The sequence below is a fragment of the uncultured Bacteroides sp. genome (assembly GCF_902491285.1).
Taxonomy (GTDB): domain Bacteria; phylum Bacteroidota; class Bacteroidia; order Bacteroidales; family Bacteroidaceae; genus Bacteroides.
Genome location: NZ_CABUHK010000062.1, coordinates 20,552 through 35,620 on the forward strand (window position 1 = coordinate 20,552; position 15,069 = coordinate 35,620).

Genomic DNA, 15,069 nt, shown 5'->3' on the forward strand with positions numbered 1-15,069 from the left:
AAATGTTGCAAATATAAAACGTTAAATAGGTTCGGCTTATAATCAATATGATATAACCGAACCTATTTCATATTGAAATAGACATGAAAACACCGACTATCAACAGACTGCTATTATGTATTTCGCTATGTATCGCCAATATCATGCCTTCTCTTGCCCAAGAAATAGAATTCCAAAAATTCAGCGGAAAAGTAATTGACTCCGAAGGCAAGGCTATATCAGCAGTAAATATTTATATACCGGGCGTTCCAAGGGGAACAATATCAGACAAACAAGGGAAGTTTGCCATTATGGCAAAAGACAAAGAAACTATTTACTGTTCGCATATGGGAATGAAAAAGACCGAGTTGCAATTAGATAAAAATCAGTCATCGGGACTAATTATACGAATGGAGCCGGAACCTTACAATCTTCACGAAATAACAATTGTCAGAAACCGCTACACCATGTGCGATACAACGGACGTCTTTGAAGATGACACATATAACTTTGAAATAATAGAACAAAATGCCGAATTTCCCGGCAAAGCGAAAGGGTTGGAAAAGTATCTTACCGAAGCTTTACAATATCCTGAAGAAGCTTTTCTAAAGGGAGAGGAAGGGCAGGTCACCGTTGAATTTACTATCACCAAAAGAGGAACCGTTAAAAATCCCAAGATAGTCAAAGGTGTATCTCCCGCTTTAGATGAAGAAGCCATAAGAATCATCCGGGATATGCCAAACTGGAAACCCGCCATCCAACGAAGCCGCCCTGTAGAAACCCGGCAAAGGCTGTCGATTAATTTTGCAATAATAATAGATTATGAATATGCTCATAAAAAAAGAATATAGAATTTACAGGATTCTTGGTCAAACGGATATAATTGTATTTTTGTAGAAGAATCAACAAACTATTTCTATGAAACAATTATTCACCACATTCTATCAACTTAAGGAACGGGTTTCATTGGATTTCATAAGATACCTGTATCATGAAATTCGCTGGGACAACCGGTTGATAGCCATAACAGGCGCACGCGGAACAGGAAAAACAACTCTCATGCTCCAATATATAAAAGAGCATTATCCCGGTTATGGCAACGAAGTGCTCTACGTTTCATTAGACAATATATGGTTCACCACCCACTCCTTATTCGAACTGGCTGACGAGTTTCAGAAAATGGGAGGAAAAGCTTTGTTTCTGGACGAAGTACACAAATACCCTACCTGGTCAAGGGAAATAAAGAACATCTATGACAGTTATCCGGATATAAAAATAGTATTCACAGGGTCTTCCTTATTGGAAATACACAAAGGTGAAGCAGACCTCTCAAGAAGAGCTGTCACCTATCATTTGCACGGCCTTTCTTTTCGTGAATTCCTACAATTTGAATATGGATAAAAATGGAAGCACTTACACTTCCCGACATCCTGACAAGACATATCGAAATAGCCATGAACATAAACCGCTTGTGGCATTCAATGAATACCTGACTTACGGCTATTACCCTTTTTATAAAGAAGATAAAATATTATATCACGAGAAACTGCTCACCACTTTGAATACAATTTTGGACGTAGACTTACCTCCTACTGAAAAAATAGATTATTACTCCATTGGTAAAATAAAAAAACTGTTTGCCATTCTTGCCGGTCTTGTGCCCTACCTATATCCCCAATATATCAATGCTCAGCAAAGAGATAGAAGTCAGCCGCATCAGCCTGCTGAATTATCTATCCTATCTCCAAAAAGCCCAAGCTCTCCTGCTACTTGACAAAGAGGCTTCCGGCATCAAACAACTGGCAAAACCAGAAAAGATATATCTAGGCAATACTAATTATACCTATGCATTGGGAGGAGAAAAGACGGATATAGGAAATGTCCGGGAAACATTCTTTTTCAATCAAACCATCGTAAAATGCAAAGTTACCTATTCTTCCCAAATAGACTTTACTTTGAATGAAACATATAATTTCGAGATTGGCGGCAAAAATAAAACGCAGAAACAACTAACCGGAGTGAAGAACGGTTATCTGGCTCTTGATAATATAGAAATAGGATTCAACAATGAGATTCCACTTTGGCTATTTGGATTAATGTATTGACATGGGGTTACCGTCCGATAATCACCTCACAAACCTTATCCTGAAACGCCCTTGCCTTAGCAGCCGAAAGTACATTCTGATTCATAATGGCAAACGCCACTTCGTGCCCGTCCTTCATTCGCAGATAGCCCGCAAGCGCATTGATGGCAGTAAACGAGCCTGTCTTGGCATGAACATTCCGATAAGCGGGCGCACTTTTCATCCTGTTTTTCAATGTGCCGTCCACACCGCCCACGGGGAGAGACTTATAGAGTTTCTGAAAGATTCCCGTCCGGGAATATGCATATTTCAAGAAATCGACCAGCAGGGCGGGAGAGAGGTAATTATAGTTGGATAGCCCGCATCCGTCCGCAATCTTATAGTCTTTCGGGTCGTGCCCCAGGCGGCGGATTAACTTCATGATTTCTACGATTCCGTCTTCGGCAGCCACCTGTTTCTTTCCCGTCGCCTGTGCCCCGAGGCGGCAGAGGAATGCTTCCGCATTCAGGTTGTCGCTCTCTTTCATCAATTGGTTCAAGACTTTTTGTACCGATGTATTCCAACCTGCCATCCGCTCCACATGAACGCTGTCGCGCGGTAATTCCGCAAATGCATAAGATTGGGGAGCGATGATACCTTTTGCACGGAGACGCTCGAGGAAAGTGTGCATAAAAAAAGCAGGAGAATCATAGATATTGACATTATCTTTTCGGATGGAAGCAACATTGCCCGAAACAACGAGATTATTCCCGTTCGTCAGCCAGTCTCTTGAGAAAGAGAACTTTCCGGCAGAAGAAGTACGTGTCTTTGTCCGGTTGGTCAGGGTATAATAAGAAGAGACAGGCTTGCAGGACACGCTTGCCGTATCTCCTTGCAGGGTAGAGGGAATCACAGAGACTTCCGCCGTTCCTTTGCAGAACATGAGCGGGGACAGATAAGGTTGATAGACCGCAGGGGTATCGTCCCACGCCCATCCATGCCCCCAATAGAGGGAGTCTTTCATCGAAACATCACCATACACCTGCCCGTTAATCACGGAAAAAGGGAAAGTGACTACCTTTTCTATCAACGAATCCATCGCCTGACTGTCAAATTCGGGGTCGAATCCACCCACGACATATAGATTGCCTTGAAGTGTATCATGCTCTATCACGCCATCGTGCCATACTTCCGTACGGAAAGGCTCGTTCGCATCGGGACGGGAGAGGGCGGTAATAGCCGTCAGCAGTTTCATGGTAGAAGCAGGGCGGGAAAGTTTCTCCGCACGGTAGTTGTACAACGGCTTCTTCGCCGTCAGGTCATAAACGGATATGCCGACTTCGGATGCTTCGGGAAGCATCTTTTTAATAAGCGAATCTATCTGCGAAAAATCCCTTTGTGCCCACAAGGGCAACAGACAGACGGACAACGTGACTAATAAAAGAACTTTCTTCATACAAAAACGGTTTATGAATCGAATCACCCCCGCAAATATAACACTTCCCGACCGAATTTGCCTGGAATCCGACAAAAAACAAAAGAGAGAGCTTGGTAACAAATAGTTAGTGTTCGGGGAAAACAAATGACAGCAGAAAAGAAAATAACAGAAAAAAACACCAAAAAAGTTTATCTGATAAAAGGAAATATTTACTTTTGTAGCACGTAGAGAAGAGGATGCCCTAAAAAAGTCTAGTGTATATACAGTCTTTTTTAAAACAGAACAGTATAACTGAATGATAATACCTCAAGAAAATAATATCGACCACTTCGGAACAAATAGAGTAGAAAACAAGAAAGAGTTTGATTTATTCTTTAAGAAATACTATACTCTATTTCTTTCTTTCGCCTGCCGGTATCGCCTGGATGTGGAAGAGGCGCGCGACATTGTTCAGGATGTCTTCATCGCTTTTTGGGAGCAACGGGAAAATTTCACTTCCATTGTAACCATCAAGGCCTTTTTCTATCGTTCCATCTCCAACCGCTGCCTCAATCACCTGAAACATGAGGATGTGAAAGACCGCTATGCCGAAAGCCAGTTACAGGTCATGCAAAGCGAGGAATTCATCCAGGAAAATATTATCCGTGAGGAAGTATCTTTTATGGTACGGCGGAAAATCAAGGAACTCACTCCGCGCGAGCAGGAAATTATTATTCTTTCCCTTCAAAATAAGTCCAACCAGGAGATAGCTGAATTGCTGTCGATATCGGTCCCCACAGTAAAGACACATAAGATGCACGCATACGCCCGACTACGCGCCGAACTGGAAGAATTAAGATTTCTGCTACTTATTTTATAAAAAATTGAATTTTATATCATACTACATCCATCTTGTGTTGTTTTACTTATAGAATAACACAAATTTCGTTATATAAATGACAGACCAAAAGCTCAAAGAAAGTATGCAGATAGCCGAAGAATTGGCTAAAGAAATCTGCACCGGCAAGCCCTCGACTTCACTGCTGGCTCAGAAGTGGAAAGAGGAGTCACCCGAACTATACGAAGAAATACGGAAGCAAGAGAACCTGTCGCAGGAAATCTCCTTCCACGACTCCATTGATACCCGACAGGCGTTGGAAGAAGTCAGCAGCCGACTGACCCTTCCGACAAAAAGATTCGGCAGACGTATTATATATAATATAGGTATTGCAGCTTCTTTCTTGTTAATCCTCGGAACGGCAGCCACATGGTTATGGATGAGAAACAGTGAAAAAATTGTCGCTGAATGGGCGGCATCCGTACCCGAACCTGCCAAGATTTCACTTATCGCGCAGAATGACGAGCCGGTGGAACTGGCAGAAAGCAATCTGACTGTCCAAGGCAACCAACTGATTGGAAGCACGCTGGACGGAAAAAGAAATGTCGCTATCGAACTGAAGCCCGACAACCAGTTCAACAAACTATCCGTTCCGACAGGTGGAGAATACAAACTGACGCTGGAGGATGGAACAGAGATTCAAGTGAATACAGCTTCCGAACTGCTCTTTCCTACCCATTTCAAAAAGCATATACGCCAGGTTGAATTGAAAGGAGAGGCATACTTCAAAGTTAAGCATAATCCGGAAAAACCTTTCAATGTATTGCTCGGCACGCTGAATGTACAAGTCACAGGAACTACCTTTAATATTAAGGCTTATGAAGAAGAAGGAAATGTATCCATCACTTTGGTTGAAGGTTCGGTCAACGTACGCGAAGGACAGAAGATTCTCGCCACATTGTCTCCAGGCGAACAGTTCACTTACCATAAAACGACACGCGATTACAGCACAGCGCAAGCTGATATATCCGCTATCATTGGTTGGACGGAAGATAAGTTCGTCTTCCATAGCGAGACAATCGGTACTATCATGAATGAACTGTCCCGCTGGTATAATGTAGACATCAATGTAAGCGAAGATATACAAGATATACGCTATAGCGGCATATTGTCACGTAAACAGCCACTCGCAGAAATACTCAATATCCTGCACCTGACAAATGAACTAGACTTCAAAATCCATCAGGACAGGAGAATAGACGCAATAGAGAAAAAGAATGAATAATAGCATCTAATATTATAAATTTCACATAGTTATGACAGAAAAGCTTATTTCCAAAGGACTCATGTTGGCTATTTCCCTCATCCTGTCCTGTACCACTCCGTTGGCATATGCTCAGACAAGCCAACCGGAGAAGATCACTGTTACGGTAAGTAAGAAACCGTTGGAAAACGTGTTGGAGAAACTGAGTAAACAATATGGCTACCAGTTTTTCTATAATGCCTCTTTATTGAAAGGAGTCAATGTGTCTGTATCTCTACAGGAAGCTGAAATCAACAACGTAATGAAAACGCTCCTGACAGGAACCGGACTACAATATTCCATAAAGGGAAGAACAATTGTCATCACTACAATACCCAAGAAAGCAATAGCCCAAACACCCCTAAACGGACGTGTCACTGATAGTGACGGGAACGTTCTTCCGGGTGTCTCTATCTTCACACAAGATAAAAGCCAAGGAACCATCACAGACATTGACGGACGCTTTACGTTCTCCAAACCACTGACATACGGAACTGTACTGAACTTTTCTTCTGTAGGCATGAAGCCCCATGATGTAGTTTACAGTGGTGAACAACTGCTGCAAGTAGTCATGGTGGAGGATGTGAAACAACTGGATGCAGTAATCGTCACCGGTTTCCAAACTATCTCGCGCGAACGGGCGACCGGAGCGGCCACAATTGTCAAGAGCAACTATCTTGACAAAATCCAGGCTCCGGATTTAGGCAGCAAACTGGAAGGAGCCACTCCCGGGCTAAGCAGCTATAACGGAAAAATGAGTATTCGCGGTACTTCTTCATTTTCCATCAACTCCACTCCGCTATTGGTACTGGACGGACAACCTGTCACCGGAGTAGGCATTAACGAACTGAATCCGGAAGACATCGAAACAATAACCGTACTGAAAGATGCCGCTGCCACCTCTCTATATGGTGTACGCGCTTCGAACGGTGTCATTGTCGTATCTACCAAACGCGGAACAGGCAAGAAACCGAACATCAACGTGTCTGCCAACTTCTACCTGAATCCGTTGCCATCACTTGACTACCGCCACTATGCTTCTACCAGTGACATCATTGATTACGAAAGAGACTATCTGACCAATAATCCTAATTATCAAGAAAATCCGTTAGATTATTTCGATTTGCTGAACGATATAAAAGCCCCCAGTTACATATCAACAGTAGACCGTCTCTATTACCGTCTCGCCAAAGGAGAAATCACAGAAAGTCAATTGAACGCCTCACTCGACCTCTTGCGGAAGAATGATTATAGAAAAGCTTATCGTGACGAACTGCAACAAATGAACTTCGTACAAGACTATAATCTCTCTCTTTCCAAAGCGGGTGACAGATCCAACTTCTTCTTTTCTGCCCGTTACGAAAATGAAAGTACCTACAACAAGAACAACAGTTTTGATAAGTTCACTTTCTACATGAAAAACGAACTCGACCTGACCAAGTGGTTTAAACTCACCGTAGGAACAAATGTGGGTATCGGCAACAGCAGCTATTCACAAGCAGGATATCAAGGGACAACAGTAGCTATGCCATACGAAACTCTCTACAACGAAGACGGCAGTTATGCTTATATCTATCCGCACAATTATTTCAACTCTCAAAAAGTGAACCAGACAGAAGGACTGAAACCTATGGGATACAACGCCGTGGAAGAATCGACCAAGAATATGCAAGATACGGATGACCTCTATTGGAAGCTCTTCACACATGCCGATTTCAAACTGCTCAAAGGATTGAATTTCGGTGTGAAATTCCAATATGAGAAACGGGATCAGAATACTGAACGCCAAGATGAGGAAGACTCATATTATATGAGAAACATGATTAACAGACACGCAGCCACCAATCCACAAGGCGGATTTACCTACTATATCCCCGAAGGCGGAAGAATGGAAGAGTCTCATGCACGCTGGTCATATATGAACTTACGCGCACAATTCGACTATCAAACGACTATCAACGACAAACATGAGATTACCGCCTTGCTAGGTGGAGAAATCCGTGAAGACAAATATCGTAAAACAATAAGCGAGCGATATGGCTACGACGAACAAAAGCTGGTCTACAAACAAGTAGACTGGGCGACATTGAACAAAGGTGTCATAGGGCAATTGAGCAGCAATCCTTTTCAAAAGCAAGAACAACTGTTCGTAAATGACTCACATCACCGTTATGTATCTGCCTACTTCAATGCAGGTTATTCATACGATACACGCTATGCCCTCAATGGTAGCGTCCGCATTGAGCAGGCCGACCTCTTCGGAACCGATCCCAAATACCGCTATCGCCCGTTGTGGTCGGTAGGTGCCAGTTGGAATATTTCTAATGAAGAGTTCATGAAAGACATCACATGGGTAGATATGCTCAAACTTCGCGCTACCTACGGTATCACAGGTAATGTAGACCAAAACACATCACCCTATTTATTAGGAAGTTACGCAGTCTCTCCTTATAGCCAATCCAACCTGACGACTATCATTTCGCCACCTAATAAATTGCTCCGCTGGGAAAAGACTTCAACATTCAATATCGGACTGGACTTCTCTCTTCTCAGAAGACTGAGCGGTAGCTTTGACTTTTATCAGCGTTATAGTTCGGACTTGCTTGCCAATACCAATCTTGATCCCTCTACAGGTTTTCAAACGGCAAGAGTAAACAACGGAGCCATGCGAAACAAAGGTATAGAGCTTTCTCTTTCGTATGATTGGCTTAATAGCCGGGACTGGTCGTTCAATACTACCTTTACCACTGCCTACAACAGTAACAAGATAAAAAAAGTAGGTTATATCCCTACCTCTGCAAAGAGCATGCTGACCAACCCGGGTAGTTTCTATCTTCAGGGCGATACCTACAACTCGCTTTATGCCTACCGCTACGCAGGGCTGACAGACGAAGGAAATCCCTCTGTATATGACACTGAAGGAAACGTAGTTTCTCTGAAACCAGTGGACGAAATTGACGCCCTGACATGTGTAGGACAGCTCGACCCGAAATGGAATGGGGCACTTGACATCAGCCTGCGCTGGAAGCAACTCAACTTCTTCACCAAGATTGTCTACTATGCAGGACATTCATTACGGGTAGATGCCACTCCTCTTTACAGCGGACTTCGCTCAGAAACTTACAAAGGTGCCATTCATGAAGACATCGCCAACCGCTGGACCCCTGAACATACCAATACGGATATCCCTTCAATGACTGTTTACGGATTAAGCACCGACCGTGAATACCATTGGAAATATGCCGACTATAATACAGCAAGCGCCGCATTCATAAAGATACGTAATATCGGAGTGAGCTACACGCTACCCCAAGAATGGATAAGTAAAGCGGGATTCAAGGGAATCAGCCTGCGTGCTCAAGTGAACAACCCTTGTTACTGGGCTGCCAACAAACGGGATATCGACCCCGAAGCTTTCAATGCTAATTCCGGTACACGGAGTGACGAAAAAGCAACCAGTTACATATTAGGTATCAACATCAACTTCTAAAACGACTCAGTATGAAACGAAATATTATTATAGGCTGCATAGCCGCAGCATTTAGCTTAAGTGCCTGTGACAACTATCTGGACATCGTCCCTAAAGGAGAGTCCGTGCTCAACCAAACCAGCGACTATCTGGGATTAATCGAAGACGTCTACGGATATCCCATTCAGTCGGAATGGTATTTATGTGGAGAGGCCACTTCTTACAATATGGAACTACTCGAGAATTATTCCTCTCCGCTCAATTCAGCCGCATTCTACTGGAATGAAGATTTCGACCGCGCTTCCTATATGACAGCCACCGGAAGTAGCGATATGTACACCATGTGTTATAAAAAGATATCAAATTTCAATATCATTATCCAAAATATCAACAAGTCTGAAGGAAGTGATGATGATAAACGCTATGGAATGGCACAAGCAAAGATTATGCGTGCTTATGCTTATTTTTACCTCATCAATACTTATGCTAAACCTTACAATCCGGAAACAGCAGCTCAAGACCGGGGAATCATCCTTCGTGAAGACTTTGATATGGAAGCAGTAGGAGTACAATCTACTGTGGCTGACGCTTATGCCCTGATTCAACGCGATATTGAAGAGGCTTTGCCCGATCTTCCGCACGTAGCTATGAACACGTTCCGCCCCAACAAATCTTTCGGTTATGCCCTGAAAGCTAAAGTACATCTTTTCAAGAGGGAATTTAACGAAGCACTTCAAGCTTCACTGGATTGTATCAAGGAAGCGGAAAGGGAAGGACGCCATAAATTGTGGAACATGAATACGGAATATCAGGCAGCGGTCAATTATATAAAACAAACTTTCGGATGGTCGGAAGATTTAATAGAATATGGGATGCCTATGTATTCCATGTTCCGTATGTCCGTCTCGGCAATGTATTTCACCCATCCATATGAAGATCCCGAAAATCTTCTTTCCCAAAATGGACAAACACAGTTTGACCCTTCTCCCAGTATGGTACGCAAGCCGGTCATGGACCTATATACACCAAAGAGCGACTTACGATATACCTTCAATCTAGGAGCAACCCCTACCAGGCCTACTGCCGAACCCGGAAGTATTATGTTAAGTTTAGGCGGATCCTACCAATGGAATCCTGCCGGAATCAAACTTTCCGAAGTATATCTAATGGCGGCAGAATGTTATGCCCGCAAAAGTGACAAGGAGAACGCCATGAAATACGTAAACGACGTACGCAAGAATCGGATTATCACCAAATATTATACCGATTTCACCGCTACTGATGCTGCCGATGCAATGAGAATTGTCCGAGAAGAGCGTAAGCGCGAACTATTATTCACCAGTAACAGTTTCTTTGATATGCGCCGTTTCTGCACGGAATTCAACGAGACATTGACACGGGAGGTTGACGGAAAGACATATACTCTCAAACCAGATTCACACCTGTTGACATTCCCGTTCCCTGTATCTGCCATGCAAAACAGTAACTTAATACAAAACAGCAAATAATGAAAACATTCACTTTATTTATAGCAACACTTCTCTGTATGTTCACATATACAGAGGGTTTTGCTTTATCTTCCGACAATACAGTAGCATATATCACTTTCAAAGCAGAAACCAACGGAAAGAAAATCTATTTCCAGAGCGAAAGTGATACTATCTATGGTTATCAGGAAGTGAAGCCGGGAGAGACGATAGCTCTGCAACTGGAGAAACCCGCCTATTACTATTATATGGGCTCCAACAGCAATATTTCGACCGTATTCGTCACTCCCGGTTCAACAAGCTGTATCGAAGAGAAAGACGGGAAAATATCTTTTGAAGGAGACAATGCGGCAATCAATCAATTTATTCAACAGCATTCTTCCATATTCAAAAGCCCTGATAGTATAGCTACATATTCCAACGAATGGCTGGAATTCCAACATAAAATGCTGGCAGAGTCAATAGATGCACTAAAAGCATCGAATTTGCCTGATGAATTCAAGCACATACACGAATGCTACTATCAATATACATTTCTCAATCAACTGCTGAACGGTCCGAGGCTGATGCGTATGTTCATGAAAAAGGAATTGGATTTACCAACAAATTATTATGATGACGTAAGAAAAAACCGGTATGAGGATGCTGCACTGCTATATTATCCCAAATGGTTTACTGTGATGCGTGAGTCAATGGAAATATTAGAAAAGAATGGAGAATGGCAGCCCGACCCGACAAACTTTCTCGCTCAATATACTGCAAGAATATCCAATAATGAAGTGAAATCCGCTTTCCTGATACGTTATCTGAAACAAATATTGAAAGCAGGTTATTCCGATGATTTTCCGACATATCTGTCTATCGCAAAAGCATCTGTACCTACGCATAGCGAAACATTCCTTCAGGAATTAGCCCAACTGGAAAAACAATACGATGGAATAAAAGCACGATACAGCAACATCACCCGTGGAAATACGGCACCTGTATTTACAGCCAATGATATTGATGGAAAGGCTTACTCTTCCGCCGACTACGCAGGAAAAGTGCTAGTACTCGATTTTTGGTTCAGCGGCTGCATCCCTTGCAAAGCTGAAATGCCCTATATGGAGAAACTGGCGGAAAAGATGAAAGGAGAAAACATTCAATTCTTCACTTTGTCACTCGACACCGGAGAACAGTTGCTCAAAGCGTGGAAAGAACTTGTGAAAGATAAAAACGGAGCGACTTTGCAACTCAACGTACCCAACGGGTTCAAGTCGGAAGTAGCGAAACATTACGGAATCCGTTCCGTTCCCCGCATCGTCATTATCGACCAACAGGGAAAGATTGTGGATGCTTTCGCCAAACGTCCTTCAGATCCCAAGTTATATCAGCAACTACTGAGATTATTGAATAAAGAGGAAGCCGACACACTGACAAAAGAAAAAGCGACAGCTGCTATGATGGCATTAAGGAACGCTGATACCGCAGCACAAAAAGAAGAAATGCTGAAGAAGTTCATGGCACAAGTGAAGAAAGAAAAAGCGGACTTTGCTTACCCAATGGTAAATATGATGATGTCATTTACCATAGAGGCATTTTATGCGGAAGGTAACCGGGAAAAAGCCGAAGGCTATATGGCTAATATTCCGGATTCGCCATTCAAACGTGATGTATTGGCTATCTCCGGATTCAATCGTTTGGAGAATGGTAGCTTTAAAATGGCAGCAGAATTGCTGAATAGAGCTATCAAGATGACCACCGAAGGAAAAGATGAAGATACACTTCCCAAAGAGGAGAAACACAAACTCAACCAAATTCTCACTGCTTATGTAGAAGCATTGATAAAAGACAATCGCATACAAGAAGCGATTCCTTACGCCAAACAAATATACGAATCCAGTAATAAGCAGGATTATTCTATCAATGATTGCTACGCCACAACGCTCATATTTGAAAAGAAATTCAGTGAAGCAACCCCTATACTGGAAAACTTTGTCCGCATAGGAAAAGCTACTCCGCAGCAAATAGCCTGGCTGAAACAAGCATATACCCGGAAAAACGGTAAAGAAAAAGGATTCGAGCAATATTTGGATGAATTGAAATCGGAATTCCACAATACTTTACAGGAAAAGCTTGCACAGAATATGGTGAATGAACCTGCTCCACTCTTTACGCTTCACAACATGGACGGAAAGGAAGTTTCACTGGCAAGCCTGAAAGGGAAAGTAGTAGTGCTTGACTTTTGGGCTACATGGTGCGGTCCCTGCAAAGCATCTTTCCCCGCTATGCAGGAAACAATCAACCGTTTTGCAAACAATAAAGAGGTGGCATTTCTTTTCATCAATACGCTCGAAAGTAAAAAGAATCCTCAGGAAACCGTACGTAAATATATGAATGATAAAGGATATACTTTTAATGTAGTATTTGACGTAAAAGACCCGAACACGAATAAATTTCCTATTATAGAGAGCTACAAAGCCAAAGGAATTCCGGCTAAGTTCATTATAGACAAGGAAGGAAATATCCGGTTTAAACCTGTCGGCTTCTCCGGTTCCAATGAGGAGACGGTGGAAGAGCTCTCGGCAATGATAAAAGCATTGCTATAGCATTTATTTTCACATATTGATATATTTGCATATTGTCATTTGTCAATCCAATCATCAAATAATTATGATAAGAAAGGACTGTCCCCCAAAAATGGACAGTCCTTTCTTATATCTTAAAATGGGTTAATAGCCGCACTCAAAATAACTTTGTTATCATTCTTCCACTCTACAACGCTTCCCGGAATATCTCCCCCACCGTAGGATGAGGGAAAACAATCCTCTTCCATTGCGCCGCAGTCAATCCGAGTTCAATGGCAGTTCCTGCGAGCGTAATAATCTCCGAAGCCGGATTGCCCAACACGTGTGCTCCAATCACCCGTTCCTGTTCATCCAGCAATACTTTGCAAACTCCGTTCACTCCCTCGTTCTCTGCTACAAAACGCCCGGAATAAGCCATCGGGAGCTTTACGACTTGATAAGTAATGCCTTTCGCTGAGGCTGACTCTTCCGTTTCTCCTACTCCGGCAATCTCCGGATTGGTATAGACAACGCCCGGAATGGCACGATAACTCATAGCATCTTCTTTACCTAATATAGAATGTACAGCCACTTCCGCTTCACGAACGGCTGTGTGTGCCAGTAAAGAGAATCCGGTCAGGTCACCGCAGACATAAACACCAAGTACGGAAGTCTGCATCTTCTCATTCACTTTGATAGCACCACGCTCTGTCTTATCCAGATTCAGATTTTCGAGTCCGAAACCTTTCGTTACCGGACGACGGCCGACACTCATCAGCAGCTTCTCCGCTACCACGCTACCACTTCCTTCTGCATTTTCATAAGAAACGACAGCCCCTTCTTCCGTCTGCGACAGACCGACAACTTTCGTACTAAGCAGGAATTTAATGCCCCGTTTTGCATATTCAGCACGCAGCAGAGCGGAAAGTTCCTTATCCATTCCGCCGAGAATCTCATCCAGCATTTCAACTACCGTCACCTGCACTCCCAGGCTATTGAAGAAAGAAGCGAACTCCATTCCTATCACTCCACCACCGACGATAACCAAAGAAGCAGGCAGTTCTTTATTGTCCAATGCATCCCGATGCGTCCAGTAGTTCACCGTTTCCACTCCGGGAATAGGGGGAATAAAGGTTTCCGAACCGGTGCAAAGTATCAGATTCTCGCCTTCGTAAGTTTCTTCACCGCAGCGGACTGTATTTTTATCTATGATTTGCGCTTCTCCCGATAGTATCGTAACATTGTTTGAGGTCAGTTTTGCTTTCACTCCCAATACCAGTTTACGTACCACTTTGCTCTTGCGGGCAATAATCTTGGACAGGTCGAAAGAGACTTCGGATACATTTACCGCATACTTTGACGCATGCTTTGCGCCATCATAAGTTTTTGCCGAATAGAGCAGGGTTTTGGTCGGGATACACCCTTCGTTCAGGCATACACCGCCCAGATTCTTCTTTTCGATAAGCAACACGCTCAAACCGGCTTTGCCGGCAGCTTCGGCAGCCGTATACCCGGCAGGGCCGCCGCCGATAATAATCACTTGGTATTTCATAGTATATAACTTATTTAGTTCATTTTCTTTTCAATCAGTTCCACAAATTCCCGTTCTTTGACAGGCATAACGGAAGCAAACTTGTCTTTTCCATACTCTATCAGTATGTAATCAGTCACCGAGAAACTTCCGAATTTCATGGAACGGTATTTCTGTATAGTCGTGATTTCGGAAATAGGAATTACCTTCTTGCGGATAAAGCGCCCGCGGGATATTTCGAGATTTCCGTCCGTAGTCACCGTATAGACTGTATGTATGATCTGTTCGATCACTACAATAAGCATGAGCATAAACAGCACAGCCGGCAAGATATATTTACACCACAAAGCGCCGACGGCATTTACTGTAAGTACTGCCAGAAGGAAATACTGGTACCAGGCGATGCGGGCATGAAAAATTCGATTCATTTTGTCAG

Annotated in this window: 12 protein-coding genes; 9 read left to right on the forward strand and 3 right to left on the reverse strand. The window is 43.1% G+C overall.

Features of this window, described 5'->3' with window-relative positions; translation table 11 throughout:
• Nucleotides 1-83: 83 nt before the first annotated feature.
• The 4 genes from RDN93_RS15385 (at nt 84) to RDN93_RS15400 (ending at nt 2,084) form a co-directional block, all read left to right on the forward strand.
• On the forward strand, nt 84-830 hold the full coding sequence (locus tag RDN93_RS15385) for a TonB family protein (protein WP_308746336.1): 747 nt from the start codon (nt 84-86) through the stop codon (nt 828-830).
• A 67-nt stretch (nt 831-897) separates the two neighbouring features.
• Nucleotides 898-1,380: an AAA family ATPase gene (locus tag RDN93_RS15390; RefSeq protein ID WP_308746337.1), complete on the forward strand. Its 483-nt coding sequence runs from the start codon at nt 898-900 to the stop codon at nt 1,378-1,380.
• Nucleotides 1,373-1,753: a hypothetical protein gene (locus tag RDN93_RS15395; RefSeq protein ID WP_308746338.1), complete on the forward strand. Its 381-nt coding sequence runs from the start codon at nt 1,373-1,375 to the stop codon at nt 1,751-1,753. Before RDN93_RS15390 ends, RDN93_RS15395 begins: the two co-directional genes overlap by 8 nt.
• On the forward strand, nt 1,665-2,084 hold the full coding sequence (locus tag RDN93_RS15400) for a hypothetical protein (RefSeq protein WP_308746339.1): 420 nt from the start codon (nt 1,665-1,667) through the stop codon (nt 2,082-2,084). The genes RDN93_RS15395 and RDN93_RS15400 overlap by 89 nt, the downstream gene beginning before the upstream one ends.
• A gap of 7 nt (nt 2,085-2,091) precedes the next feature.
• Here RDN93_RS15400 and dacB read toward each other — a convergent pair whose 3' ends face one another.
• Nucleotides 2,092-3,498 carry a D-alanyl-D-alanine carboxypeptidase/D-alanyl-D-alanine-endopeptidase gene (dacB, locus tag RDN93_RS15405; RefSeq protein ID WP_308746340.1) on the reverse strand — a complete coding sequence of 469 codons (1,407 nt, stop codon included), beginning with the start codon at nt 3,496-3,498 and terminating at the stop codon, nt 2,092-2,094.
• Nucleotides 3,499-3,775: 277 nt separating this feature from the next.
• Between dacB and RDN93_RS15410 the strand changes: the two genes are divergently transcribed.
• The 5 genes from RDN93_RS15410 (at nt 3,776) to RDN93_RS15430 (ending at nt 13,144) form a co-directional block, all read left to right on the forward strand.
• Nucleotides 3,776-4,339 carry an RNA polymerase sigma-70 factor gene (locus tag RDN93_RS15410; protein WP_308746341.1) on the forward strand — a complete coding sequence of 188 codons (564 nt, stop codon included), beginning with the start codon at nt 3,776-3,778 and terminating at the stop codon, nt 4,337-4,339.
• Between the two features lie 76 nt (nt 4,340-4,415).
• Entirely contained in the window at nt 4,416-5,582 is a 1,167-nt protein-coding gene (locus tag RDN93_RS15415; protein WP_308746342.1) for a FecR domain-containing protein, read from the forward strand.
• Nucleotides 5,583-5,613: 31 nt separating this feature from the next.
• The gene (locus RDN93_RS15420; RefSeq protein WP_308746343.1) at nt 5,614-9,090 is read left to right on the forward strand and encodes a SusC/RagA family TonB-linked outer membrane protein; all 3,477 of its coding nucleotides are present in this window, start codon (nt 5,614-5,616) and stop codon (nt 9,088-9,090) included.
• Between the two features lie 11 nt (nt 9,091-9,101).
• Entirely contained in the window at nt 9,102-10,577 is a 1,476-nt protein-coding gene (locus tag RDN93_RS15425; protein WP_308746344.1) for a RagB/SusD family nutrient uptake outer membrane protein, read from the forward strand.
• Between the two features lie 38 nt (nt 10,578-10,615).
• Entirely contained in the window at nt 10,616-13,144 is a 2,529-nt protein-coding gene (locus RDN93_RS15430) for a TlpA disulfide reductase family protein (protein WP_308746345.1), read from the forward strand.
• Between the two features lie 166 nt (nt 13,145-13,310).
• Here the strand turns inward: RDN93_RS15430 and lpdA are convergent, their stop codons facing one another.
• Both lpdA and RDN93_RS15440 read right to left on the reverse strand, forming a co-directional pair.
• Nucleotides 13,311-14,654, reverse strand: coding sequence for a dihydrolipoyl dehydrogenase (lpdA, locus tag RDN93_RS15435; RefSeq protein WP_308746346.1), 1,344 nt, complete (start codon nt 14,652-14,654; stop codon nt 13,311-13,313).
• Nucleotides 14,655-14,668: 14 nt separating this feature from the next.
• A complete protein-coding gene (locus RDN93_RS15440; protein ID WP_308746347.1) occupies nt 14,669-15,061 on the reverse strand; it encodes a PH domain-containing protein in 393 nt (130 codons plus the stop codon).
• Between the last annotated feature and the right edge of the window lie 8 nt (nt 15,062-15,069).

Coding starts and splice junctions, on each gene's coding strand:
- RDN93_RS15385 (WP_308746336.1), top strand. CDS start 84: ATGAAAACACCGACTATCAACAGACTGCTATTATGTATTTCGCTATGT.
- RDN93_RS15390 (WP_308746337.1), top strand. CDS start 898: ATGAAACAATTATTCACCACATTCTATCAACTTAAGGAACGGGTTTCA.
- RDN93_RS15395 (WP_308746338.1), top strand. CDS start 1,373: ATGGATAAAAATGGAAGCACTTACACTTCCCGACATCCTGACAAGACA.
- RDN93_RS15400 (WP_308746339.1), top strand. CDS start 1,665: ATGCTCAGCAAAGAGATAGAAGTCAGCCGCATCAGCCTGCTGAATTAT.
- dacB (WP_308746340.1), bottom strand. CDS start 3,498: ATGAAGAAAGTTCTTTTATTAGTCACGTTGTCCGTCTGTCTGTTGCCC.
- RDN93_RS15410 (WP_308746341.1), top strand. CDS start 3,776: ATGATAATACCTCAAGAAAATAATATCGACCACTTCGGAACAAATAGA.
- RDN93_RS15415 (WP_308746342.1), top strand. CDS start 4,416: ATGACAGACCAAAAGCTCAAAGAAAGTATGCAGATAGCCGAAGAATTG.
- RDN93_RS15420 (WP_308746343.1), top strand. CDS start 5,614: ATGACAGAAAAGCTTATTTCCAAAGGACTCATGTTGGCTATTTCCCTC.
- RDN93_RS15425 (WP_308746344.1), top strand. CDS start 9,102: ATGAAACGAAATATTATTATAGGCTGCATAGCCGCAGCATTTAGCTTA.
- RDN93_RS15430 (WP_308746345.1), top strand. CDS start 10,616: ATGTTCACATATACAGAGGGTTTTGCTTTATCTTCCGACAATACAGTA.
- lpdA (WP_308746346.1), bottom strand. CDS start 14,654: ATGAAATACCAAGTGATTATTATCGGCGGCGGCCCTGCCGGGTATACG.
- RDN93_RS15440 (WP_308746347.1), bottom strand. CDS start 15,061: ATGAATCGAATTTTTCATGCCCGCATCGCCTGGTACCAGTATTTCCTT.